Consider the following 23,590-nt stretch of genomic DNA (forward strand, 5'->3'; position numbering starts at 1 on the left):
TAAGCTGGCCCGATGAAACGTTGTACAAATCTAGTTGTTTTCTTATTGGCGGGGAGCCTTTGGGTCGGTTGCGACAAGAAGGAGACCAGCGCGCCTTCGGCGCCTAGCGAGAGCATCCCGCAACCCGCCGAAGAGACACCGACGGCTGAAGGTCCAATCGCCGTTACCGAGTTTAAAATTCAGGCTTCGCAGGCAGTGATGAAGCTTGAAGGAGTGGACATCAAAGCGCTTGAGGCTGGCATCCAATCTGACCTACACGCGCACGAGTCCTTCGACCCAGACGGCCCCACAAAAGGCAAAGGGTACGCGATTTTTGACGTGCGTGAGCGCCCTGAGTCGGTGGAGGTCATGCTCGTTGGTGGGGTCGGGGTGGATACTAGCGTGTTCGGCGAGCTCAAGGCGGAGGTCGTAGTCCGAGATGCGGATATTGACGACCGGCGTGTCCCTTCTCTTGTTGAGGAGGCCAGACGGCGGTTTGTGAAACGAGTTGGGGCGGCGGCAAAAGTCAAATCAGCGAACGACCAGGAGATCTTGGCAGTGCTCTCCGGCGATAATGATAACGCCACAAAATTGATCGCGGTTCAGGAAGCTCGTGACCGCCGAATCGAGGGTTCTGTGCCCCTTGTCCGGCCGCTCTTGGACGCGCGCGACGAGCGCCTGCAGGTCGCCGCAGCGGCCATGTTGGTATCCATGAAGGATGAGGAGTCCTACTCGAACGTAATTCGGATCACCGAGGATTTTAGCCGTGATGCGAACCCTCAGATGCTTCCGATGCTCTATATTGTGGCGGATTTGAAAACGCCCGAGTCCAGAACCTATTTGCAGGCAGTAGCCGAAGGCCACGATAGCCCGAATGTGAGAAAGGTGGCTAAGGAAGCGCTTGGCCCGGAGCTCTAATTGACTAGAGCGCGCCGACCTGACCCTGCATGAGCACGGTTCGCTCGTCGGCGGCACGGATGGCCCAGAAGAACGGCCGATTCGCATCCACCGACATCAGAATATCATTGGACGGCGGGGTCTCACCCACACCTGGGTCACCGGCATCGGTCTCTGAGGTGGCTACGGTATGCATTTCACTGAAGCTTAGCGTGGCGCGTTGTGCGGTGCTCACTTCACCGAGCTCGCTCTGAAACTGCGACGAAAGCTCGGCGTAAGCCTCCTCGTTGACGCGCTGGTCGAGCTCAACTTTTGGGAGTCGAACCACGAGATATTCCGAGTTTGCACGACCTTCTTCCGCGGCCAAAAACGACGGGCTCAAGAGCGCCTGTACGTTATCGAACTCGCCGTCTTCGGGAATGATCACAAAGAGCTTCGCGCCCGATGAATAGGGGAGAATCACCGTCTTCCAGGCGTCGGTTCTGTGGTGCACAAAGGTCCCCTCAACTTCCATCATCTGAACTTCGGAATCGCCCGTAAACCCGGCAAAGGTAGCTGAGGCCGTACGACTCTGGTCAAAAGGCTGTGTCCAGGTGTCTGCAAAGAACGAGACGTCCACGAGTCCCACCTGGGTCTCGGCAGCCAGCGGCGAGCTAAGAGCCGTGGTGACAAGGCCGGAGGAGGCATCGCGGTAGTAGTTATTGATTTGCTGGCGAGCGCTTTCTTGTTGGGTAAAGTCCACCGTGCGAATCGCGACGAGGCCGGCTAGACGGTCCGCATCCTGACTTCGAAGCCCGGTTTGAAACCATACCGAAGTTTCAAAGAAGAGCGTGGGGTCCTGCAGAGACGCGGCGAGCTCGAGCATGGTTTCTGCGTCCTGAGTGCCCTGATTGTTGAGGACTCGCGCCGCGGCGAGCTTCTGAGCCGTGGAAAACGGGGAGTAGATCACATTATCGCGATGCGACCCGAGCTCGGCAAACCCGGCCTCGGACGCTGCATCAACAAGCCAAACCCCAAAATCCGGCGCGGGCTCGCCCACTGGAGGTGCCTCGTTATTGAGGCCCGAATCGTTGTTTTCGCCATAATTGTCGCCGGGCTGGACGGGGGCTGAGTTGTTCTGGTCGGAGTCGTTATTTCCGCCTGTGTTGGGCTCCTGCGGCATATACTCGCCGCCAGCCTTTCGCCCACCAAACTCGCCGCGGTCACATCCGACCAAACCCAGCAAAGCAATTATTAAGAGATATCGCATAAAGTCCTCGTCCTCGACTGCTATTCAAAGCAGGACTTATGCCAGAGCGCAAGGCCTAGACGGACTGCGGGAGTTGGGGGTGGCGCCTATGTAGGTTCATCAGAATTCTGAGACGAATTGGCGTGGTCTCTCAAAATTTCTAGCTCTTGGCTCTCAACTCGGCCTTGAGTGCCTCGATTTCTTGGAAAGCCTTTTCATTGAGCTTTTTCTGCTCCTGAAGTTCACGGAGAACTTCTTCCGCAAACCTCTTTTGCTCTTCGGCGGCCTTCTTTTGCTCTTCGGCGTACGTCAGAACGTTCACCCCATCTACATACATGAAATCAAACATGGTCTTCTCCAGATCTTCGGGTTGTATTTTATCGTTTATGTTTTCACTTATCAATCTCACCGCCTTGTTAAACTCGTTTGGAGTTTGGGGCAGGCGAGTGGTCATCTTCATCCACTCAAACTCGGGTGTGTCTTCGAGAGCCGTGGTTGCGACGATGAAGATAGGGCCGCATTCCACCGATCCCCACCTCCAAATACCTTTGTGTGGAGTTGGTTCGAACATATTGGGCTCCTTGAGCACACGTTCGGGCGTGCGATGAGACAGGATCACCATGGATGGGTGGAGCTCTGTCCGATTCTTTATCCGTGTTGTGAAGTACCGGTACGACGCATAGCCGATCTTCTCGCGACAGGATCCTAAATCGGACAAACTCACTGAGTTCGAAAAATGCTCAACCAGTACGTCTCGCCTGCACAAGAGACCTGCCAGTGGTCCCCAATGCGCCACTGGATTCGGCATATGGAGTATCGCGTCCACTGTCCGGTGTTGGCGAAAGGATTCATGTTTTCTGACTTCGCCGCACACCTGCAATGCAATGTTGAGGCACCATGCCTCGTGCGGCTTCGCCATTTTAGGCGTTAACTTTATCATTTTGTCCCCCTTCTTAGGGTTGGTTAATCAGAATGACGGATCCCAAAACTTGGGCCCGTATTCTTATTTTCGGACAAAATTCGAAAGTGTTGCGAAAAAAGTTTAGATTTTTGAAAACCGCAGAAAAAGTTAGAGGCCAACAATCCCGAGAGCGTAGAGCGCGGAGAAGATCACCAGCAGCTTGGCGGTTCTCTCGAGGACGGGATTGAGGTCTGAGCCATTGAGGCTGATGAAGTCGCGGAAGAGGCGAAGAGCGAGCGGGAGAGTGATGAGAGGAAGGAGCGCGAATGGGCTGAGATGGCCGAGCGCGAACTGCACTACCGGCACGATATATGCCAAAGCCAAGGTCACGCCGTATTGCCATCGGGTGAGCTTTCCGCCTAGCCGAACGGCGAGCGTTCGTTTGCCGGCTTTGACGTCCGTATGGCGGTCTCGATAGTTGTTCACGATGAGAATGGCTACGCTCAAGAGGCCAACTGGGACTGAGCTGATAAGCGCCAACCAAGACCATTCGAGCGCCTGCACCCAGACTGTGCCGCAGACCGCGACCACGCCGAAAAAGATGAACACAAAGAGGTCGCCGAGGCCGTGATACCCGAGGGGAAACGGGCCGCCCGTGTAGGCGATTCCCGAGAGGATCGACAAGATTCCGATGACGAGGATCGGCCAGCCACCCACGCCCACCAAGTAGACGCCGACCAGTGCCGACGCCGCGAACGTGCCAATCATGGCGTTTCGGACCGCCGTTTCATCGATCAGGCCAGCCTGGGTCACGCGCATCGGACCGAGGCGCTCGTGGGTATCGGCGCCCTTTTTGAAGTCGAAATAATCGTTCGCGAGGTTGGTGCCGATTTGAATGAGCATCGCGCCCAAAAGCGCGCCCAGCGCTGGAAGGAGCGCAAATTTCCCGATCGCATGCGCCACCGCCATACCCACCAAAACGGGGGCTACCGCCGCAGGTAGGGTTTTAGGGCGAGTCGCGAGGACCCAGGCTCGAGCAGGAGAGATTTCAGCTACGGCACTCATAATTGCTCCAGAAACTCCGAAATGATGGCAGCGGTCGCCTCTGGTTCGTCCAGGTGGGCGGCGTGCCCGGCGTTGGCCACCACGGCGGCCTTCGCGCCGAGCGTCTCTGCCATTTCCCGCGCCGCTTCGCAATAGACCTTGTCGAGTTCGCCGGCCACAAAGAGCGCGGGGACCTTAAGCTTGACGTCGTAGAGTGGTTGCCTCGCGGGGCCGAGCGCCCGCAGCGCACTGGCTAAACCCTCGCCAGAGTGTGCCACACGGCCCGGAGCTCGTGCGGGGTGAGCCGGCCTGAGGTTTAGGAGAGGAAGACGCGCCCATTCGCGCATAAAGCCGTGTAGGTCCCTCTCAACCGCCGTGGCCCGAGCCTCGTCTTCCTGAGCCCGCGCGCCGCGTTCGGACTCTGGCAAGCCCGCCCGCGCGCCAATCGTCACGAGACCCGAAATCAGCTCGGGGTACGTGCTCGCGAGCCCCAGAGCCAGGCGGCCACCCATCGAGTAGCCGATGAGCACTGGGCGGTCTTGAGACCTGAGTTCCTGGGCCAGGTCTTCGATGGCCTGATCCCAGGTCTCTACGCCTGACTTTCCCTCGTGACCCGGTAAATTCAGTGCTTCGATCGGCCCGAGGTAAGGCTCAATTACGCGCCAATCTGCGCGGGTTCCTGAGAATCCGTGGAGGGCGGTAATCGCCCAGGGCGCAACGCGGACAGAGCCCGCGTGTACGGGAGTCGCAACGCGGACAGAGCTTAGACCAGCTCGCGCCTCTAAGATGCTGCGACGCGTGGCAATTGAAGATTCCCAGTCTACGACGGCTTCGATGAGGTGGATGCCGGGCTGGTCTTGCCTCTTTTGGAGCTCGTTTTCCAGAGGCTTTTGGGCGGTGACTCGAGCGTATCCAGCGCCATAGGCCAGGGCGAGGGCTTGCAAATCAATTGAGGGTTCGGTGTTGAAATGTTCTTGGAAGCCCGCCTGACCCTTGACTGGGAGAAACTCGAAGATGCGTCCGCCACCGTTGTTGATGACGACGACTATCGCGCTGATGCCGGCGCGGCGCGCGGTCAAGAGTGCACTGGCGTCGTGCGAGAAAGCCACGTCGCCAACGACGGCCACCACACCTGGCCTCGAGCCGTCGGGCACACGCGCTGCCGCCACACCAAACGCCGAAGACAAGACCCCATCAATCCCGTTCAACCCCCGATTTACAAACACGTCACGCCCTTTTGGACCAAAATTCTCAAAGTCTCTAAACGGCATGCTTGAGGAGACGAAGATAGCCGTAGATGGGTCTAGTGCGTGGAGGGCTGAGTGGATGGCTCCGTCGAAAAAGGTCGGCACGCCCTCTGTCTGCGTTAGGTGGTTGGTTTCGTTAGATATCCAAATTTTTCTTTGTTGCTCATTTGGATGAGGAAACTGAGGTATTTCTTTGGTGTCTTTGTTGGATTCGAGTGCTTTAGGCTTCGGGTTCTTTGAAAATTCCTCTTGGGGTTGGAAATTCTGAATGATCTCCAAGTCCTTCCTACGAGGACGGAGCCCTCGTAGACGGAGCCACGTAGAGGCGAGGTGTTCGGGGTTCTCCAGCCCGTGGCTATCGTCGGGGCCTACAAAGATGAGCTCGCACTCAAGCGAGTTCATCCAACGTTGCGCGGGCCAGTCGATCGGCGCACGCCCAAGATGCACCACAAGGTCCGGCTGCACTGAAGCATCTAGCCGCGCCACATTTCCAACCACCCCGGACTGAGCCTCAGCCCATACCGCATACCCAAGCTGCTTTAGCCACGCCACGAAAGGCCGCCACCGCCTCGCCTTCCAATCCGCACCCACGGTGACCAAGGGCCGCTCGGCGTTCGCCAGCGCTCGTAAAACCGGCGCGCTATCACTCTGGGCACTACCCAAAACTCTCACCCATGGCTGCCGATCCGCGCGACCCGCAACCTCCGGCGTCCCGAGCTCCAAGTCGCGCACACCATCGGGTGCATCGCGCGGTACTTCGGTGGCTTCGAGGGGCTTTCTGAAACTCACGTTCAAGTGCACCGGCCCACGCTCACTCATGGCCACCGCCTTATCGGCCGTAGACCTCACGTAGCGCAGCTTAAGCCGGTCTGCCTCGGGCTGTGCCAGCTCGTGGAACCAGACGGTGTGCGGTCCAAAAAGCTGGTCTTGCCGCATGGCCTGGGGCGCTCCGGCCTCGCGCAACCACTCGGGCCGGTCGGCGCTCAAGACGATCAGACCGACTCGTGATTGCCGAGCCTCCGAGATCGCCGGGTGGTAGTTCGAGACCGCACTGCCGCTGGTGCAGATGAGCACCACAGGTCGCTCGGTGGCCATGGCCAATCCCAGCGCCAGAAAGCCCGCACTTCGCTCGTCGATGACGTTGATCGCGCGAATGTCAGGATGGGCGTTTGCGGCTAGCGTCAGGGGCGTTGAGCGCGAACCCGGTGAAACTACCACCTCGCGTACGCCTGCTCGCGCGAGCTCGTCGATTAGGATATGGCCCCAGAGCACGTTGATATTTGCCAAAAAATTCATTCGAGGGCCTCCAGAAGTGCCCGCATTTTGACCCGAGTTTCCTGATCTTCCGCCACCGGATCGCTACCGACTACGATGCCCGCTCCTGCATAGAGTTCCGCAATATTCTTACGAATCATCGCGCTTCGGATGGCCACCGTGAGTTCCCCATCCGTCGAGTCGCCAAGCCCCATCCACCCGAGCGCACCCGCGTACCAGCCGCGGTCAAAGCCCTCGATCTCGGCGATGAGCTCTAGTGCGCGCTCGCGCGGAGAGCCACCCACAGCCGAGGTAGGATGGAGCACCTTCACCGCATCCAGTATCGTCGCGCCTTCTTTCAACTTCGCGCGAATGGGTGTGTGCAGATGCTGAACGTTTTTTAGCGATTTGACGCCGAGTTCACCCAGTTCAAAACCGGACGTTATCGGGCCCAAAATTTCTTGGATATAGTCCACCACATGGTGATGTTCTCTGAGATCCTTCTCGCTTTTCATCAGCGCATTGGCCAATTCTGAACGCTCCGTCTCGGACTGCCCAACGCCCGCAGAACCAGCGAGAGCTTCGGTATGTAGCGTGCCGGAATCGCAGGCAACGAGGCGCTCCGGAGAGGCTCCAAGGAAGACTGCGCCTGGACCACTCTGACTTCCTCCTGCGCGATGCGCAAACACAAAGCAGTTTGGGAAACGCTCGTCGAGACGCCTTAAAACTCGGGCATGGTCTATCTCAGAATTCGCTCTGAACTCTGCCTTTCTGGCCATGACAATCTTGGAAACGTCTTCGTTATGCAGTGCCTCTAAGGCCCGCTGAACCTCGGCGCGATAAGTGCCAAACTCAACTTGCCCTTCAATCTGAGCTTCAGGCACAGTGCCAGTAAGCGCGCTTTGATGAATCGCCTTCGCACCTCGCTCTACCGTCTCGAATCGCTCGGCGTCCGCGACGATGGTAAGCGACCAACGCCCGCCTACGCGTTGGAAGAGCACCTCGGGCACGCTGATTTCAATAGGCGCAAAATCCTTCCAGATTTGGTCCTTTTGGTGGGTTCGTTTCGGGTCGAACGCTACGGAAATGGTCGCGATTTGGCCGGGCGTATCTTTGAGCATGCGACCTAGGTCGCTCAGGTCTAGTGCGGGGCTTCGACCATTCGTAGACATGCGCCACGCGTGGCCCACGGCGAGGTGAAAATCCCCATTTGGACCGCGCCATGCGCGCCAAGTGCGGTGAGAGGGCACCGCGCGCACGAGGCTCCACGGATCCACGTCGTCAATTGGTACCACCATGACACCCACTACCCTTGGGATTTCATCATCTTGTAGAAAAGCTTCATTTGAGCTTCGAGCTCGGCCTCATCGATATTGTCGAGGTCTACGCCATCGAGCATTTTTGGGTCGATGCCGCGCTGCTCAAGCATGGACGAAGGCATGGTCTTGAGCAGAGATGGCGCGTTTTTGAGCGCCATGCGCATGATGGGCTTAAAGGCCGGCTTGATATTGCCATCGGCGTCAAAGACTTGGTCGAGCATCGCGGCAGGATTCATGCCGCCGAGACCCGGAATCCCGAAGTTCGGCATGCCCTCCATCCCGGGAATCCCGGGCGCTCCCTGAGGTTTTGCGGGCTCTTTGGCTTTTGGCGCTGGCGGCGCTGGGAAGAACGCAGCCGGGTCGATATGGGCCGCCACCGGACCGAGCAGGAATTCATGAAGCTCTGGCATCTCGTCCTTAAACCGCGCCTCGTCCTCAAGACGCGCCTCGGTGTTGCCCAAGAGGTGGTTTGCGGCGGCGCGAGCGATGTACGCGTCCGGCAGCGTAGGGTCGAGCGCCACGGCGCGCTCGGCGGCCTTGAGCGCAAGCTGACCGTTGCCCTCGGCGATTTGCGCGCTCGCGAGACACACAAAGGCAAAGGCCTCGTCCGGGAAGTTATTGGTGGCCTTGATGGCGTCCGCGCGTGCCTCCTTGACCTTGGAGGCCTGCAGGTTCAAGTGACTTCGCAAGCACAGCGCCTCGAGGGCCGCATCTTCGTCTGCAACCGCCACACCGAGCGCCTTTCGAGCCGCCTCGGTATCCCCCTTGGTCAGGATGAGTCGCGCAAAAAAGAGGGCGTGATCGGCATCTTCAGGCGCGATGGTCCGGGCGCGCTGAATGTCCGCAAGTGCTGATTCTACGGTCCCGAGATTGATACCAACTTCCGCTCGAAGCGCCCACGCCGTGTCGTCCTTGGGGTCGATCTGAACTGCGCGCGTCAGGTCCTGACGAGCCCCGTCAAAGTCTTCTTCTTCGAGCGCCACAAGCGCGCGCCCCACAAAGGGTCTGGCCTTTTCAGCATTGAGCTCAATGGCCTTGGTAAACTGGTCGCGCGCCACGTCGAGCTTTTCCATATGAAGCATGGCCCAGCCTGCAATCGCGTGTACCGCAGCGTCGTACCAACCAAAATTCATGGCCTTTTGAGCGTCTTCCCAGGCCCCTTCTTCGTCGTCCTCGTCAAGGCGCAGATCTGCGCGCAGCGCCAGGATCGCCCCTCTCAGAGGCTTGTAGTCCTCGAGCTCGCCCATCGAGCCAAGCATCATGGTAAGTCGCTCGATAGCGCTTGAAGTGGAGCCGTCTCGCACGAGTTGCGCGATCTCTTGCTTGATAAAGTCGAGTTGGGCCTGATGGTCTTGGCTAAGCATGGATTCCTTGAGGTTCTCGGAGTGTGCGCGATGCGTCTATTACTCTCTACGACAAAGTACTTCCATTTTCTAGACATGTACACGCGGGCTCTATCCACGTCCTAGATGAACGTGGGAAGGCTCAGGATGCAGATCTTAGGAAAAATGTATCCAAGAAGGACTCCACGCATCACAGGGCCGGGCGGATCGGACGTTCTAGCTCTGGTCCTGCCCAACCGCGAGAGACCTCTCGTAGACATAAAACGCCAAATTGGTTATGGACTCACGCGGGACGACACATAAACACACAGATAGGAGAGTGTAATGGTTGAGTGGTTACAGAGCATGGGCCTTGGCGAACAAACTGCGCTAATGGTTTTGGAATATGGCGTGAAGGTGCTTGGGGTACTATTTGTACTTTGGCTAGGATTTTTGGTCGGCGGAAAAGTTCAAAGTGTGCTGACGAAAAGATTAGAAGAAAAGATCGATGTCTCCATTGCACGATTCGTAGGAAATATTGCGCGTTGGACCATCGTGATTCTGGCGATTCTGGGCTGCTTGAGCATGTTTGGGGTTGAGACCACGAGCTTTGCGGCTGTGATCGGTGGCGCGTCCGTGGCTATCGGCCTCGCATTCCAGGGAAGCCTTTCAAATGTGGCCGCTGGCATCATGCTCCTCATTTTTCGTCCGTTCAAAGTTGGGGACGTGATTCAAATCGCCGGCAACACCGGTACCGTGGACGAGATCAGCCTCTTTACGACCATGCTCGATACAGCCGATAAGCGCCGGTTTATCGTGCCAAATTCACAGGTTTTTGGGAGCACCATTGAGAACGTCACCTACAATTCTGAGCGACGAGTGGACGTGGCTGTCGGAATTGAGTATGAGGCCGACATCGACACGGCGCGCGAGGTCTTGATGGCCGCGGCTGCCAAACTCGATCACGTGATTGGAGAGCCAATGGTGGTACTGACAGGGCTTGGTGGATCGTCGGTGGATTTTTCGGTCCGCGTGGTGGTTCCGACCGAGCATTATTGGCCAACACTTGATGCGCTGATTCGGGCGTCTAAATACGCGCTCGACGAGGCAAAAATTGGGATTCCTTATCCCCACGTTACCGTGACGAACAAAGGCGAGTAAGCCCGTTTTTAAGGTGAATGTATGAAAAATCTAAGTTTGTGTTTGGTTACCGGTGCCGCGATTCTTGCCGCGATGCCAGCATTTGCACAGGACACACAATTTGTGCCTGACGAGGATATCGCGCTGATCGAGGACGAAGAGCGCCAGGGTTTTGATGGTCTTTTGACCATCGGTGCAAACCTGAACTTCACCTCGAATAGCAACGTGGTAGGCCAAAGTGACGGTTATTCGACCTTGTTCGGCTTGAGCCTCAAGGGTGGCCTTGACTACCTCTACAAGAAGCACGAAATCCGCAATACGCTGAGCATTCAAGAGAGCTTCGCCCGAACTCCTGTGATCGACGAGTTCGTCAAGAATAGCGATGTGTTGGAATTTGAGAGCCTCTACAACTACTTCTTTTTGAAGTGGGTGGGTGCATTTGGCCGTCTCAGCGTTCAAACGAGCATCCTTCCTTCGGAAGCCGTGAGCGCCGACCCTACGGCCTACGCGATCACTCGCCTTGACGGTACCGTAGAAAACGAAAGTACAACACGTTTGGCCCTGGCAGACGCGTTCAGCCCTCTGACCTTAAATGAGTCTGTGGGTGCCTTCTTGGAGCCGTTGCGAAGCGAGGCTATCAACGCCTCATTCCGTCTTGGTTTTGGTGCGCGTCAGACCTTCGCAAACGGTGTTCTTGCAGCCAACGATAATGCGGACACGCCAGAAATCGAGATTGTTGAGCTCGATAACGTGATCCAGGCAGGTGCTGAGGCTTTCCTCGGCGCAAAAGGCAAATTCTACGACAAGCGCATCAGCTACGAAGCCGGCGCTACGGCGCTCATTCCGTTTTTGAACAACGATGACACCGACCGCTCCGCGACCGACCTTATGCGTTATGGTCTGAATGCGTCGCTAAGCACGAACGTGTTCTCCTGGATGGCTCTGACCTACGATCTTAGAATCATCAAAGATCCGCAGCTCATCGACGCCACCCAGATTCAAAACGGCCTGCTTTTGACCTTCAACTACTCGTTCATCGAGCGTGATGGCGGCACTGCTGGCCCAAGCGCAGACGAGCTTTTGGCCGAAGCGCAGCGCAAGCTTGCCGAGGCTGAGGAAGAGTGTGCGGAGCTTCGCGAGAATGCTCAGGAAGCTCGCTCTGAGGCAGAAGATGCTAAAATTCAGGAGATGGAGAAGGAGCACCAGCAGAAGCTTCTCGAAGAGCAGCAACGCATTCAGCAGGAAGAGCTGAAGAAGCAAGAGGAGCAAGCTCCTGTGGAAGGTGAGACAACGCCTCCAGCCGAAGGCACAACGCCTCCAGCTGAGGAGCCTGTGGCGCCAGCACCCGAGTAACGCACCCTATGCAAGAAGAACCAAAACCGGTGATTTCGAAGACGGCGATGGCAGTGTCATCTGTATTTTTGACACTGCCATCGCTGATTCTTTTCTACTACGCCATGCAACTTGAGGGCTCGTTGCGTTGGTTGTTGATCGGCGCTGGTTTTGTGGTAGCCATTTGCAACGCGTTGATGTTTATTTTGATTCGCAATTGGATTACCCGATACATGCAGCCCTGATATGTCTAAGCCTGACGTCTCAATCGTAATTCCAGTCTACAACGAGGAAGGGATTCTCTCAGCTTCGGTCGCAGATCTCACTGAAAAGCTCGAAGCCGATACCTCACGGGATTGGACTTATGAGATTATTCTGAGCGAGAACGGCTCCAAGGACGGCACCGTAGAGGTGGCGCACGAGCTTATGGAGCGCCATCCCGAGCTCCGGCTTATCCGGGCGGGCGAGCCGAATTATGGGCTAGCGATGCGCAAGGGGATCTTGGATGCGCGTGGCGATATCGTGATCTGTGACGAGATCGACCTCTGCGACACCGACTTCTACAAGCGCGCGATTGCTGAGCTTGAGAATGGCGCCGATATGGTGGTGGGCTCAAAGGCGCTCAACCATTCGGCCGATAAACGCCCGGTATACCGCAAAGCTGCGACCTTCATCCTGAACTCAATGTTGCGGATTTTTGTAGGCTTTAAGGGCACAGATACCCATGGTCTCAAGGCCTTTAAGCGCGATCGACTTCTGGAAGTTGTTGGCCGTTGCGTGGTGGATAAGGACCTCTTTGCGAGCGAGTTCGTGATTCGCGCCGAGCGCATGAATTATACGATTGTGGAGATTCCGGTCTCGATCGTGGAGAAGCGCCCACCGTCCATCAACCTTTTCAAGCGGGTCCCCAACGTGTTGAAGAATATGGCGCGCCTGACCTGGGTGATCCGCGTCCGGCACCGATAACGTGAGACCTTAAGCCTGGCCGGCCTTGCCCATCATGAGGAAAGTGGTCTCGTCAATGCCGAGCTTAGTCAGCGCAAAATCCCACATTTCATCCACACTCGTGTCGATGAATTTTTCGTCGAAATCCAAGACCAACCATGAGCCCTCACCGATCTCGTCTTCGAGCTGCCCCGGCCCCCAGCCCGCATAGCCCATGAGCGGCCGAAACTTGTGTTCGGCCTTCTTAGCCAGAAACTTGATCGAGCCGGCATCCGACGAGAGGTGCCATTGTGGGTGAAAGAGGACCTCGTCGTCGGAATCCGCGAAGATATGGTCCGGCGAGTTGTGGATCACCCAGAGTTGTTCCACGCGGACCGGACCGCCAAAGAACACGTCTTGTTGGTAGCAACTATCGGCGATTTGATTCTCGGAGACGTCCACCATCTCCAAGAGCGTGCCAAAGTCTACGTCGATCGGCTTGTTCAAGATGAAGCCCATCGCGCCTTCGCGATCGTGATGGACCATGATGATGACCGCGCGATCAAAGACGCTCCCGTCGAGCTTGGGAGATGCCACCAGAAACCCGGGAGCAAGTGTATGATTGATAGCCACAAAAACCTCAGACGCATGACCAGTGCTCGTGATTCTAACTCATGGCGCGTCACAGGCCAAACATCTCTTGTGTGTTCGCGCGGTCAGAGGCATAACCACCACATGTCTAGACGCGCCGAATTGTATACGTTGATCCGCAGTGCCAAAGCCCACCTCGAGTTGGCTCAGGTTGGCCCTATACCTGGCGTTCGCCCGGCCTCACAAGAGGAGCGGGATGTGTTCGACGAGGTCCTTGCTGCGCGGCGCGTACGAAAGACTCAAGCGATGCGCGAGGCCTTAGATTTTGAGAGGCCCAAGGCAGCTGAACCTAAGCCCACAGCGGTCGCGCCAAGGCCCAGCGGCTCCAAATCCGTGCCGCTCTGGGAGCAATTTGGCTCCAAGCCAAAAGAGATTTTTGCATCTGCCACCGCCGAGCTCGAAGAGCTCTGGGCCCCCGAAGACGACCACGCCACTCGCCTGCTGAAGATTCGCGAGAATCTAGGCGATTGCAAACGCTGTGGCCTTTGCGAGACCCGCAAGAAAATCGTGTTTGGCGAAGGAAGCCCCACGGCGCGCCTGATGTTTGTGGGCGAAGGTCCGGGCTATAACGAGGATATTCAGGGGCGGCCCTTTGTGGGCAAGGCGGGCGAGCTGCTGGATAAGATGATCGAGGCGATGGGGCTAAAGCGCGAGGATGTTTATATCGCGAATACGGTGAAGTGCAGGCCACCTGAGGACCGCAATCCGGCGCCCGACGAAATCGCGAAATGCAGGCCGTTCATCATGCAGCAGGTGCGCGCTATCGAGCCCGAAGTGATCGTTGGGCTCGGCCGGTTTGGGACGAATGTGTTGTTGGACCAAGACAAGTCGATCACCCAGATTCGCGGCACCTGGCAGGACTTTGATGGTATCGCCTTGATGCCTACCTTCCACCCTGCGTATTTGTTGAGGAACCCGGGCGCCAAACGAGACGCCTGGGCTGATTTGCAAGCCGTGATGAAGAAGCTCGGTCTATCGAACTGAGCGGCTCAGCCAACGCAAAACTTCGGGGTCGGAAGTCTTGTTACCCCATTGGTCCCTGAGGGTTTGCGCGCGCTCGGTCTGAATTTGAGCCAGGGCCTGAGCGGCGCTCACACGCTTGTCTTGGTCCGTGCTCTCGAGCCAAGCCTGTACAAGTCCGAGCGAGCGGTCGCCAAAGTTCTGGGCGAGCACCAGAAGGAGGTGGTGGCGAGTCATCTCAGGTGTAGAGGTGCTGATGAAGAGTGGCGCAAGACTCTGCCACGCCGCATCATCTCCCCAGGTGGCGAGTGCCGAGATCGCTCGGTCGCGCACAAACCCCTCGCCGTCTTGAACTACGTCTTCAACCACGCGACGAGCATCCGGCGAAACGGCCTCCAAGTCCTTGTAATTTGGAGCCTCATGGATCGCCCGAAGTCGGAGCAAAACCTCTGAGTCCTGATTGACCGATGGCACGCTTGGAACGTTGCCCGATGGCACTTTTTGAGCTGAGCTATAAAGTGGAATCAGGCAAAATATTAAAACAAATACAAACTTCATATTAAAGCCCTCCCATATCGGCGTCGCCATTCATATCTCCACCCATATCCGGGTCCTCGATAACTACGTTAGGATCGTACTGAGTCAACGGATTCGCGCTCAAGACGAACGCCTGATCCGGGCTGATCTCGGTGTTGAGGGTGCTCGCGAGGGGGAACATCAGGTTGGTAATATCCGGACAATTTGCCGAAATCTGCTGGCACCTTGGGGTGTCTTCGACCGGGTCAAAACTAAAGCCATTTTGCTCGCTGGTGTGGAAGAGGCCCATATAGTGGCCGACCTCGTGGGCCAGCACCTGCGCGGTGAAGAAGTTACCGTCGACTTCTTCGCCGAAGCCATCGGTCGTCACGCGACCCATGTATTGCGAGGTGAATACGACGCCGCTATTGCCCATACCGTGGAGCCCTGCGGGGCCCGGTAGTCCGTAAGAAATCCCGATGGCGCCCCCCAGATTGAACGCGCGCACAAAGAAGAGATTGACGCTCATGACATCTTCTAGTGTTGAGCCTGGGCGCTGAGACTCTGAGAGGAGCAAAGGCAACGAGGCTTCGTCTCGAACGATATCAAATCGGTCTGCAGCCTCGGGGCTCACGTCAAAGTAGCGCACCGTCCTCAGAGCTACGCCTGCTGCGCGATAGAGCGCATCAAACTCGGCCATCACCTCCACGAAATTCGGGTCGGTTTCGGCGTTTGAGGCGTTGATGTTGGGGAGCCCCACAAGATAGACGTTCACGTCGATCACGTTGCCCGGCGTCTCCTTCTCGATCTTGTACCAGCAGAGCTGGTCGTCTTCGGAGAGCACGCGCAGCGTGTGTGTGCCTGACTCAAGCTGTTGTGCAAATTGCGGGAGCGCTGGGATCACCATGGGATTATGGCTATCGAAAATCTGGTTCGGCACACTCTGGAATCCGTTTGGCCCACCCGTGAGGTTGATCTGAGAGCCGGACGGAAGTCCAATCTCCTGAACTCTGATCTGACGGTTCGAAGGCGCAAAAGGCGTGAGCATGTAGCTCGTGGTCGCCGGGTTCACGGTATACGTGATGGTGACCTCTTGATTGATGGCTTGTTCACAGACGATCTCAAAAGGTAGATCCGCGAGTACGGCCGGGTCGATGGGTACGCGTGGGTCCGGGGCGCAGAGGCCCTGACGCGCGTTCAGCCGTTCACATACGTAGCCTTCACGGCAGTCGGAACTGCTCTCGCACATGCGGACACAGAGGTTTGGCGACCCTTGCTGCTGCAGGCAACGATTCTCCTCGCCGAGACGAGAACAATCCGCAAAGGTGCCACAATCGAGCGTGGTGCAGTAGCCGTCTGTCCAGTCGGTGATACACGTCCCGCCCTGACAGTCTGTGTCTTGTGCGCATGCCTCGCCGTCAGCCACGCCTGTGGGTGCCTGGCAAATATCGCCCGCGGGTGTGGTCACACACGCGAGCCCGGCCGGGCAGGTATCGTCCGAGGTACAGGCGGTCTCACAGACGTCGTTGACACAAAGCGTTCCGACGGGGCATTCGGCGCATGGATCGGGTGGCGGAAGGTCGGGCTCGGTCGGGCCCACGTCTTCGCCGGCATCTTCGTCGGCGTCGGGGCTCAACATATCCACGGGTTCCATGGGCATCCAGCCTTCGGGCTTCTCTTCGGTATCATTGCCGCAGGCGGCTAGAAACAAGGCGAGTACTACAAATTTGCGCATTCAGATCTCTTAAATAAGTCACCGGGCTTAGATGTAGCAGAATTTGTTGGGGTGCGCATATGTATACCAGCCGAATACGAAAGGTGCCCCGGAAACGGCCGTAAGTGGTTGCAGGCCAGACATTCCACGTCTACTTTCAAATCTCAGGCTATTCGCGCAGCCTGGAGACGGAGCGAGCCTGGTCCCTCCCATCGAGCTCGTCGCTTGCTTTGTCGCAACTCGGAGAATGACGTTCTGTCATTCTCCGTTTTGTTTCTTGGAACCCAAGTTCTTGGCTTCTGAGCAATCCTTTGTTAGATCTGAAAGGAGTTCTAGAACTCAACTTCCTTCTAACGAGGACGGAGCCCTCGTTGACATACACACTTCCAATACCAGGCGAGGTCATCGCCGAGCGCTACAGACTCAAGCGCGCCATTGCGCGTGGAAGTATGGGTGTGATCATGCAGGCCGAGCATCTGAGCCTGCAGCGCGACGTAGCCATCAAGTTCCTTGCGCCGGGCACGCGCGGCATGGATATAGCCGTCGGAAGGTTCAGACGCGAGGCCATGTTGAGCAAGGAGCTCAACCACCCGAACATCATCCAGATCTACGATTTCGGGCAGCATCACGACGCCTACTATCTGGTCATGGAGCTTTTGGACGGCCACGAGGTGCGCGACCTCATCGCGCGCGGCCCACAACCGTTCACACGCGTGGTGGACATAGCCGTTCAAGCCTTAGAGGGGTTGGCCGAGGCGCATTCCAAGGGAATTGTTCACCGAGACCTCAAACCTGCGAACCTCTTTCTGACCCGCGATCGGCGCGACCGCGACGTGGTCAAACTCCTGGATTTTGGCATCGCCAAAGCCGTCAATGATCCTGCCGATGATGTGCACCTAACCCAGGCAGGCCGGGTCTGCGGAACGCCTGCGTACATGGCGCCTGAGGTCTATCTCGACGAGGCAGTGACGCCCGCCATCGACGTTTACGCCATGGGGCTCATCATGCTCGAGCTTCTCTATGGACGGCGGATCGTCGAGCATAAGATGCCGGCGGTGATGATGCTCAAACACCTTCGGATGCCGTTCTACCTTGTAGATGCCTTGAGAGATTCGGCGCTTGGTGCCGTGCTTGAACGGGCTTTGCACAAAGAGCCGGAAGAGCGATTTGGGCACGCGGACGCGTTCCTTGGGGCGCTCCTCGAGGTGAAGTCGGTACCGGAGACCACCCTTTCGCGGTTTGATATCGACCGCGAGTTTGACCGGATGTTCGCGGATTTCAAGGCCGATCCAAACGTCTCAAAAACCCTGCGCGACCTCGGTGAAGACGCCCTGGACGAGAGCGCGGACCTGGACTTGGGCGAGGATTGGGAGCCGTATGAACCGGTGTCGGAGCCCCCGGACGAGGCGAGGACCGAGAGCGATATCAAACGGGCGACGCACGTCCTCTCACATACCTACTTTCCGGACTCGACCTCGGGTACGTGGCAGCGTGTGGGCGAGCGTTCTGGCACCTCGGAATCTTTGAGTGCGTTGCCCAGTGCGAACGTGGATCCGATCGAAGAATCCAAGGCTGATATCCTTGTGGGCGTGGCCGCGGCGCTGGTGCTTATCGTATTGATCGTCGTGCTCTACGTGTTCTGAACAACGTCATTTTTCTGGGGATTTAGCCCCACTTGAGGTAACCTCTCCTTGCACAACACGCATAGGAAGTAGCCATGGGCATGCACGACGTACGAGTAGCAGGAGCCGAGGAGCTTAGACAATTCATGAAGCGCCTCTTGCGCGACGTCAAAGCCCTTGAACGTATGCTCGCCGACGGCCTTGTTGAAACGGGCGTCCGGCGCATCGGTGCGGAGCAAGAACTCTTTCTTGTCGACGAGTCTTTTGGCGCAGCACCGGTGGCGCTGGAGGTGCTCAATCGCCTCAAAGACCACCCTGAATTCACCACAGAGCTCGGCCTCTTTAATATCGAGTTCAACCTCGACCCACAGGAATTCGGCGGCAAATGCCTGAGCAATATGGAGCGCGACTTAAACCGCTTTTTGGAGCTCGCACGCCAGGCCGCGGCCGAGGTCAACGCGCACGTGGTGCTCACGGGCATCCTGCCCACGCTGAAGCTCACGGACTTACACCTTGGCAACATGACGCCAAACCCGCGCTATTACGCGCTCAACGACGCGTTGTGCAAGTTGCGCGGGGGCTCCTACAACTTCCATATCAAGGGCGCTGACGAGTTCATTGTGCAGCACGATAACGTGATGCTCGAGTCGTGTAATACCTCGTTCCAGGTGCATTTCCAGGCGGGCCCCGAAGAGTTCGCGCGCCTCTACAACGTGGCCCAACTCGTGGCCGCACCGGTCCTTGCCGCGGCCTGCAACTCGCCATTGCTCTTTGGGAAGAGGTTGTGGCGAGAAACGCGGATCGCGCTCTTTCAGCAGTCGGTGGACACGCGAGGGTCTGGGACGGCAATCCGCGAGAAACACCCACGCGTGAGCTTCGGGCACCGCTGGTTGGACGATTCGGTGCTCGAGATTTTCCACGATGATATCGCGCGTTTCCGAGTGCTTATCGATACTGAGGTGGATGAGGATCCCTTCGAGGCAATCGAGGCCGGGCGACCTCCGAGCCTTAAGGCGCTGCGGCTGCACAACGGCACCATCTATCGCTGGAATCGCGCGTGTTATGGTGTGCACGAGGGCCAGGCGCACCTGCGTATTGAGAACCGCGTGCTCCCGTCTGGGCCGACGCCGATAGACGAGCTCGCGAACGCCGCATTCTGGTTTGGACTGATGATTTCGGTGGCCGAAGAGCACTCTGACGTGCGCGAGGTCATGGACTTTGACGACGCGAACTCGAACTTTTTGGCGGTGGCGAGGCAGGGGCTGAGCGCGCCGCTCAAATGGACGGACGGCATCACGGCGTCGGCGGACGAGCTGATTTTGCACCGCCTTCTCCCCATGGCGCGCGAAGGACTGCTCAACCGAGGCGTAGATCCGGACGATGTGTCTCGTTATCTGGATGTGATGGAGGAGCGGGTCAAGACCAAGCAGACCGGCGCGATGTGGGCGCTGAACTCGTTCCAGGGCATGAAGCACAAGCGTAGCATGTCCGAGCGCCTTAGCGCGCTCACAGCGGCCACCGTGACCAGGCAGCGCCTTGGGACGCCTGTGCACACCTGGGGGCTCGTAGATACGCACGAGGGCGCGTCCTGGAAGGATAATTTCTACAGGGTCGAGCAGTTCATGAAGACCGATATCATCACGGTGAATCAGGACGAGGTCATAGACCTTGTCGTTAGCGTGATGGATTGGCAGCAGGAGCGCCATATTCCGGTGGAGGACGACCAGGAGAATCTGGTGGGAATCGTGACGTATCTGACCATCTTGCGATACCTGAATCAGGAGGGAGAGCGCGGGGATGCGGTCAGTACGATCATGCATACGGAGGTGGTGACCGTGACGCCGGAGACTCTGACCACCGATGCTGTGCGCATTATGCGAGAGAATAAAGTAAGCTGCCTTCCGGTTGTGCGCGATGGGAAGCTCGTTGGGTTGGTGACCGAGCGCGATTTCCTACGTATCACCGAAGAACTCATGGAAGAGAAGCTCTCTCGCGCATAGATTATGGCCATCAAGACTAGAGTGGATGATGATTGGATTGAACGGGTGGTGGACCACGAGGATTTTGAGAAGGCGATCGAGCGCCAGGTCAAGACCGTGGAGAACCTCAGGCGACACCTCGAGAAGAACCCTACCGAGCAGGCGAAAGCTGACCTTGGGCGTGCGGTGCAGCGGCTCTCGGAGTGGTACCGGTGGACTGAGCAGTGGAACGAGAGCCTTAAGCTCAAGGACGAGGCGATTGCGATCTGGGCGGAGCTCGGGCGTGAGCGGGCGAGGACTTTGGTGCTTTTGCAAAAGGCCCTGACGCAGCATTTTGCGGGCGATAAAGAGGCTGCGTACACGCGTTTTGACTTGTTGCTTTCGCGGCTAAATCACGTGGAGGAGCTGCAGAATTATTTGGACTTTGCGCATGATTGGCGCGCGCGCTGTCTCGCGCGAGACGGGCGTTTTGAGGAGGCCAAGGCGGATATGGAAGAAGCCCTCAAACTCCGCATCCAGCGCGGCAACGAGCCTCATATCCAAGAAACTCGCCGTCTTTTGGATTCTTTGTCTACGATACAATAATGCTTACCAACCTCAAAAAGACCGCACTCGTCCTTGGGACCCTGCTCCTCTCCTTCCCCGCCTACTCCCAAACCATGGAGACCGCGCCGGGAGAAGATATCGAGGGGCTCATCTCAGCGCCGAACTTCGCGTACATGACGGCTGCTGTGCCGCAGACAGCCACACCGAATATCGGGATCACGGTGAGTGGCGGCGTCTCGCTCGGCGTCTATCAGGCCGGATTCATGTACGTCTTTACGGAGATGATGAAGTCGCAAAAGGCGAACTTGAGGTTGTTTACAGGGGCATCAGCCGGCAGCGCGAATGCGCTGATCTCAGCCATCAACTCGTGTCTTCCGCCGAACCCAAAGCCCACCGAAGACCTCGGCTGGAAGATCTGGATGGACGTAGGCTACGAGAGTCTTTTTGACCCCGAGAACGTCTCGAGTATCTCGGTCTTCAACCGAAACGCCCTCATTCTGGCCACCGAAGAAGCTCGAAAGACGCTGGCAAAGGGTTTGCGCGAGGATTGTGACGTGGTGGTGGGGATGTCTACGACCCGAGCGCAGGCGCGGGTGGTGGAGATCGCGCCCGGGCTGAGCGTGCCCTCTCAGGACGAGAAATTTGTGGTTCGACTTCAGGGACAGGGGCTTGGAAAGGCGCCGATTGTGGAGAATTACATCGATCCGCGGTCCAATGTGGCGCAGCCGCTCTTGCCACTTCGTCAGAATCGCGATGACGGCGATTTTGAGACGGCGCTCCGCAACTTTGATTACGTGATCGACGTGCTCTTTGCGTCCATGTCGTTCCCGATTGCGTTTGAGCCCCAGAAGGTCCGGTATTGTTACGCGGCACCGGCCGACGCGCAGTCGGGGATTGTGGAGCGGCCCTCGTGCGAGACACCTGAGCGTACCGAGGCGTTCATCGATGGCGGCGTTTATGACAACAACCCGCTCAGGCTCGCGTATTCGATCGCACGCATGGGGCTCAGGTACGACGAGACTGGCCGAGTCTTCTGGCGAGACCCAGTGGAGTCGCCGATGAAGGACCCGCCTTTTGCGAACATGCAATACCTTTACGTGGACCCGGACACCCCGGCGTATCCGACGGTCCCTGAGGAAGAGGAAGAAGGCGAGCAGGAGCTGATTTCACAGGCGATAGGACTCGTGCAGAGTTTTGTGGAGACTTCGCGCTCGCGCGAGCTCTACGAGCTCCTGCGTAGTGACGTTGAGCTTGAGGGGCGGATGCGGCTTTCGCGGGCGCACTACCCCACGGTGAGCGAGCACCTCTACGCCTTTATGGGCTTTCTCGAGCGCGATTTCCGAGTCTTTGATTATTACCTCGGCATGTACGACGGATTTACCTCGGCGCGCTCCTATTTCATGAAGGATGCGTACACCAAACTCGATATCGACCCGATCGTGAAGCATCGTGGAAAGTACATCGATGAGTGGCGGCCATTTGCGTGTTTGTTGGGTTTCTTTGAGGCGCATTATGCGGAGCACCAGGAGGCATGCCTGGGGCCCGGCCTCTCGAATTTCCGCATCCTGCTGCAAATCGCACTCGACCGCACGTACAGCGAGTGTTCAAGGCTTACGCCGAGCGATATGGGTACCTTTGTGCACCAGCATTGCGAGGCGGCAACGAGGCGGCGAGAACCGGTCAAGGTGCCGGGTGTTCGGCCGTTGCAGCAGACCGAGGACGACCCGGAGCCATGGCGGCGCGCAGACACCGAATCCAAGTTCTCGCACACTCTTCGACTTCTGACCGGCTACCAGTTTGAGTACCGCGACCTCGGGTTGCCCCGGGAGAAGGCTGAGAAGGGGCGCTACCGCATCAGGCGCAGCATTCTGCAGCTTCTGAGCGCGCTGAGTGAGGAACAATCGAACATCTTGGACCGCACGGCCCTGCTTACGATCGGGCGTTCAGCGGTTAACGAGATCGCCTACGAGTCCCCGGATTTCTACGGTTATGTGGTGATTGGTTCGGCAGCCGAGGCGGGTATTTCGTGGACCCCTTTTGACTGGGAGCCAAACTGGTTGCGCCTGAATATGGCGCTACAGGTCAAAGGCCTTTTTGCCGCACTCACACTGGACGGCACGGGCTTGCAGATGACCCCGATGCTCGGCCCCGAGTTCGAACTTTATGGCATCACAAATTCTATTGTGCAGCCCATCCTGGGCGTGCGCGGCGGCTACCAATTTAGCACGGTGGACAACTTCAAGCTGGACCCGTGCCTCGAAGCCGCCGCAGCCGGCGACGAGCGCCGCTGCTCCCAATTCATTGTAGAGCCCTACGTAGCTGTGACCTTCATCGAGCGATTCCGCGCCCAGCTCGTAGCCGAAATCTATGCCGAGACCTTTCGTTTTGACGACCGCCGCTACAACCTACTCTTGGGCGTGGGCGTTCACTTCTTCTGAAATTCTAGCTAGGGACTTAAACATGGAAAATATCTACAGTGCTCAAGGTTCCAACGTACCTCAAGGTAAGGCCGAAATCCGCATTCTGGACGCCGAGATCGAGTTCGACGGCACACAAGGGATGGGAACTTCAATTCCTGGACCCGCGCACCTACTTGCAAGTTCATTGGCTGCTTGTCTTCTAAAGAACGTCGAACGGTTTCATCACCGCCTACCTTTCGAATACACCAAAGCTACGGCTCATGTAGAACTGGAACGACAGGACGCTCCCCCAAAAATAATACTCGCGCGCTTTTTGCTTGAGATAGAAACGGATGAAAATCCCCAACGATGCGCCTTGTTGCACAAGAACGTCCGAAAATACGGGACCATCACCAACACCTTGTCCGCCTGCTGCACCATTGAAGGTACCTTGCGAGCCGTTAGAACCAATGGCACTACAGAAGATTTCCATGCGTAAGCCTGCCTACCTAATTCAGAGCAGCTTCAATCCAACTTACCACGTGGTCGCGAGTGGGCAGAGAATTCAGGGCTATGGTACGACTCCGGACTTCGTAGACGTATTCATACCGTCCCC

At 57.4% G+C, this 23,590-nt stretch carries 20 protein-coding genes; 11 read left to right on the plus strand and 9 right to left on the minus strand.

The window, feature by feature from the left end; genetic code table 11:
- The first annotated feature begins 12 nt into the window (after window positions 1–12).
- Window positions 13–897 carry a hypothetical protein gene (locus FRD01_RS12790; protein WP_146960209.1) on the plus strand — a complete coding sequence of 295 codons (885 nt, stop codon included), beginning with the start codon at window positions 13–15 and terminating at the stop codon, window positions 895–897.
- Window positions 898–901: 4 nt separating this feature from the next.
- Here FRD01_RS12790 and FRD01_RS12795 read toward each other — a convergent pair whose 3' ends face one another.
- From FRD01_RS12795 to FRD01_RS12820, 6 genes are all read right to left on the minus strand, one after another.
- Complete coding sequence (locus FRD01_RS12795; protein WP_146960211.1) at window positions 902–2,125, minus strand: serpin family protein; 1,224 nt, start codon at window positions 2,123–2,125, stop codon at window positions 902–904.
- Between the two features lie 139 nt (window positions 2,126–2,264).
- A complete protein-coding gene (locus tag FRD01_RS12800) occupies window positions 2,265–3,044 on the minus strand; it encodes a hypothetical protein (RefSeq protein ID WP_146960213.1) in 780 nt (259 codons plus the stop codon).
- A gap of 129 nt (window positions 3,045–3,173) precedes the next feature.
- Window positions 3,174–4,070 carry a 1,4-dihydroxy-2-naphthoate polyprenyltransferase gene (locus FRD01_RS12805; protein ID WP_146960215.1) on the minus strand — a complete coding sequence of 299 codons (897 nt, stop codon included), beginning with the start codon at window positions 4,068–4,070 and terminating at the stop codon, window positions 3,174–3,176.
- Window positions 4,067–6,592 (minus strand): 2-succinyl-5-enolpyruvyl-6-hydroxy-3-cyclohexene-1-carboxylic-acid synthase, encoded by a 2,526-nt coding sequence (gene menD, locus FRD01_RS12810; RefSeq protein WP_146960217.1) that lies wholly within the window; start codon window positions 6,590–6,592, stop codon window positions 4,067–4,069. The genes FRD01_RS12805 and menD overlap by 4 nt, the downstream gene beginning before the upstream one ends.
- The gene (locus tag FRD01_RS12815; RefSeq protein WP_146960219.1) at window positions 6,589–7,848 is read right to left on the minus strand and encodes an isochorismate synthase; all 1,260 of its coding nucleotides are present in this window, start codon (window positions 7,846–7,848) and stop codon (window positions 6,589–6,591) included. Before FRD01_RS12815 ends, menD begins: the two co-directional genes overlap by 4 nt.
- An 8-nt stretch (window positions 7,849–7,856) precedes the next feature.
- Window positions 7,857–9,233 (minus strand): tetratricopeptide repeat protein, encoded by a 1,377-nt coding sequence (locus FRD01_RS12820; RefSeq protein WP_146960221.1) that lies wholly within the window; start codon window positions 9,231–9,233, stop codon window positions 7,857–7,859.
- Window positions 9,234–9,536: 303 nt separating this feature from the next.
- Between FRD01_RS12820 and FRD01_RS12825 the strand changes: the two genes are divergently transcribed.
- The 4 genes from FRD01_RS12825 to FRD01_RS12840 are packed head-to-tail and all read left to right on the plus strand — an operon-like array spanning window position 9,537 to window position 12,629.
- Window positions 9,537–10,352, plus strand: coding sequence for a mechanosensitive ion channel family protein (locus tag FRD01_RS12825; protein ID WP_146960223.1), 816 nt, complete (start codon window positions 9,537–9,539; stop codon window positions 10,350–10,352).
- A gap of 21 nt (window positions 10,353–10,373) precedes the next feature.
- Entirely contained in the window at window positions 10,374–11,684 is a 1,311-nt protein-coding gene (locus FRD01_RS12830; RefSeq protein ID WP_146960224.1) for a DUF3078 domain-containing protein, read from the plus strand.
- Window positions 11,685–11,692: 8 nt separating this feature from the next.
- The gene (locus FRD01_RS12835) at window positions 11,693–11,908 is read left to right on the plus strand and encodes a hypothetical protein (protein WP_146960226.1); all 216 of its coding nucleotides are present in this window, start codon (window positions 11,693–11,695) and stop codon (window positions 11,906–11,908) included.
- 1 nt (window position 11,909) lies between these two features.
- Complete coding sequence (locus FRD01_RS12840) at window positions 11,910–12,629, plus strand: glycosyltransferase (protein WP_146960228.1); 720 nt, start codon at window positions 11,910–11,912, stop codon at window positions 12,627–12,629.
- A gap of 9 nt (window positions 12,630–12,638) precedes the next feature.
- Here the strand turns inward: FRD01_RS12840 and FRD01_RS12845 are convergent, their stop codons facing one another.
- Window positions 12,639–13,220: a YqgE/AlgH family protein gene (locus FRD01_RS12845; RefSeq protein WP_146960230.1), complete on the minus strand. Its 582-nt coding sequence runs from the start codon at window positions 13,218–13,220 to the stop codon at window positions 12,639–12,641.
- On the opposite strand from FRD01_RS12845, the gene FRD01_RS12850 reads away from it, so the two are divergent.
- Window positions 13,206–14,222: a uracil-DNA glycosylase gene (locus FRD01_RS12850; protein WP_249755595.1), complete on the plus strand. Its 1,017-nt coding sequence runs from the start codon at window positions 13,206–13,208 to the stop codon at window positions 14,220–14,222. The genes FRD01_RS12845 and FRD01_RS12850 overlap by 15 nt on opposite strands.
- Here FRD01_RS12850 and FRD01_RS12855 read toward each other — a convergent pair.
- Window positions 14,211–14,786 carry a HEAT repeat domain-containing protein gene (locus FRD01_RS12855; protein WP_146960232.1) on the minus strand — a complete coding sequence of 192 codons (576 nt, stop codon included), beginning with the start codon at window positions 14,784–14,786 and terminating at the stop codon, window positions 14,211–14,213. The two genes, FRD01_RS12850 and FRD01_RS12855, sit on opposite strands and share 12 nt — an antisense overlap.
- Window positions 14,758–16,449: a hypothetical protein gene (locus FRD01_RS12860; protein ID WP_146960234.1), complete on the minus strand. Its 1,692-nt coding sequence runs from the start codon at window positions 16,447–16,449 to the stop codon at window positions 14,758–14,760. Before FRD01_RS12860 ends, FRD01_RS12855 begins: the two co-directional genes overlap by 29 nt.
- 350 nt (window positions 16,450–16,799) lie before the next feature.
- Between FRD01_RS12860 and FRD01_RS12865 the strand changes: the two genes are divergently transcribed.
- The 5 genes from FRD01_RS12865 to FRD01_RS12885 all read left to right on the plus strand — a co-directional run bounded on the left by FRD01_RS12865 (window position 16,800) and on the right by FRD01_RS12885 (window position 23,473).
- Entirely contained in the window at window positions 16,800–18,071 is a 1,272-nt protein-coding gene (locus FRD01_RS12865; RefSeq protein ID WP_146960235.1) for a serine/threonine-protein kinase, read from the plus strand.
- Between the two features lie 74 nt (window positions 18,072–18,145).
- Window positions 18,146–20,050, plus strand: a complete 1,905-nt coding sequence (locus tag FRD01_RS12870) for a glutamate-cysteine ligase family protein (RefSeq protein ID WP_146960237.1) — start codon at window positions 18,146–18,148, stop codon at window positions 20,048–20,050.
- A 3-nt stretch (window positions 20,051–20,053) separates the two neighbouring features.
- On the plus strand, window positions 20,054–20,614 hold the full coding sequence (locus tag FRD01_RS12875) for a hypothetical protein (protein WP_146960239.1): 561 nt from the start codon (window positions 20,054–20,056) through the stop codon (window positions 20,612–20,614).
- Window positions 20,614–23,013: a patatin-like phospholipase family protein gene (locus FRD01_RS12880; protein ID WP_146960241.1), complete on the plus strand. Its 2,400-nt coding sequence runs from the start codon at window positions 20,614–20,616 to the stop codon at window positions 23,011–23,013. Before FRD01_RS12875 ends, FRD01_RS12880 begins: the two co-directional genes overlap by 1 nt.
- Before the next feature lie 22 nt (window positions 23,014–23,035).
- The gene (locus FRD01_RS12885; protein WP_249755596.1) at window positions 23,036–23,473 is read left to right on the plus strand and encodes an OsmC family protein; all 438 of its coding nucleotides are present in this window, start codon (window positions 23,036–23,038) and stop codon (window positions 23,471–23,473) included.
- The last annotated feature ends 117 nt before the right edge of the window (window positions 23,474–23,590 follow it).

The organism is Microvenator marinus (assembly GCF_007993755.1).
GTDB classification, from domain to species: domain Bacteria; phylum Myxococcota_A; class Bradymonadia; order Bradymonadales; family Bradymonadaceae; genus Allomicrovenator; species Allomicrovenator marinus.

What these genes read in the sequence shown, in the direction of transcription:
- FRD01_RS12830 (WP_146960224.1), top strand. Translation starts at nt 10,374, where the DNA reads ATGAAAAATCTAAGTTTGTGTTTGGTTACCGGTGCCGCGATTCTTGCC.
- FRD01_RS12875 (WP_146960239.1), top strand. Translation starts at nt 20,054, where the DNA reads ATGGCCATCAAGACTAGAGTGGATGATGATTGGATTGAACGGGTGGTG.
- FRD01_RS12835 (WP_146960226.1), top strand. Translation starts at nt 11,693, where the DNA reads ATGCAAGAAGAACCAAAACCGGTGATTTCGAAGACGGCGATGGCAGTG.
- FRD01_RS12805 (WP_146960215.1), bottom strand. Translation starts at nt 4,070, where the DNA reads ATGAGTGCCGTAGCTGAAATCTCTCCTGCTCGAGCCTGGGTCCTCGCG.
- FRD01_RS12870 (WP_146960237.1), top strand. Translation starts at nt 18,146, where the DNA reads ATGGGCATGCACGACGTACGAGTAGCAGGAGCCGAGGAGCTTAGACAA.
- FRD01_RS12815 (WP_146960219.1), bottom strand. Translation starts at nt 7,848, where the DNA reads ATGGTGGTACCAATTGACGACGTGGATCCGTGGAGCCTCGTGCGCGCG.
- FRD01_RS12850 (WP_249755595.1), top strand. Translation starts at nt 13,206, where the DNA reads ATGATTGATAGCCACAAAAACCTCAGACGCATGACCAGTGCTCGTGAT.
- FRD01_RS12825 (WP_146960223.1), top strand. Translation starts at nt 9,537, where the DNA reads ATGGTTGAGTGGTTACAGAGCATGGGCCTTGGCGAACAAACTGCGCTA.
- FRD01_RS12860 (WP_146960234.1), bottom strand. Translation starts at nt 16,449, where the DNA reads ATGCGCAAATTTGTAGTACTCGCCTTGTTTCTAGCCGCCTGCGGCAAT.
- FRD01_RS12855 (WP_146960232.1), bottom strand. Translation starts at nt 14,786, where the DNA reads ATGGCGACGCCGATATGGGAGGGCTTTAATATGAAGTTTGTATTTGTT.
- FRD01_RS12790 (WP_146960209.1), top strand. Translation starts at nt 13, where the DNA reads ATGAAACGTTGTACAAATCTAGTTGTTTTCTTATTGGCGGGGAGCCTT.
- FRD01_RS12795 (WP_146960211.1), bottom strand. Translation starts at nt 2,125, where the DNA reads ATGCGATATCTCTTAATAATTGCTTTGCTGGGTTTGGTCGGATGTGAC.
- menD (WP_146960217.1), bottom strand. Translation starts at nt 6,592, where the DNA reads ATGAATTTTTTGGCAAATATCAACGTGCTCTGGGGCCATATCCTAATC.
- FRD01_RS12820 (WP_146960221.1), bottom strand. Translation starts at nt 9,233, where the DNA reads ATGCTTAGCCAAGACCATCAGGCCCAACTCGACTTTATCAAGCAAGAG.
- FRD01_RS12800 (WP_146960213.1), bottom strand. Translation starts at nt 3,044, where the DNA reads ATGATAAAGTTAACGCCTAAAATGGCGAAGCCGCACGAGGCATGGTGC.
- FRD01_RS12840 (WP_146960228.1), top strand. Translation starts at nt 11,910, where the DNA reads ATGTCTAAGCCTGACGTCTCAATCGTAATTCCAGTCTACAACGAGGAA.
- FRD01_RS12880 (WP_146960241.1), top strand. Translation starts at nt 20,614, where the DNA reads ATGCTTACCAACCTCAAAAAGACCGCACTCGTCCTTGGGACCCTGCTC.
- FRD01_RS12885 (WP_249755596.1), top strand. Translation starts at nt 23,036, where the DNA reads ATGGAAAATATCTACAGTGCTCAAGGTTCCAACGTACCTCAAGGTAAG.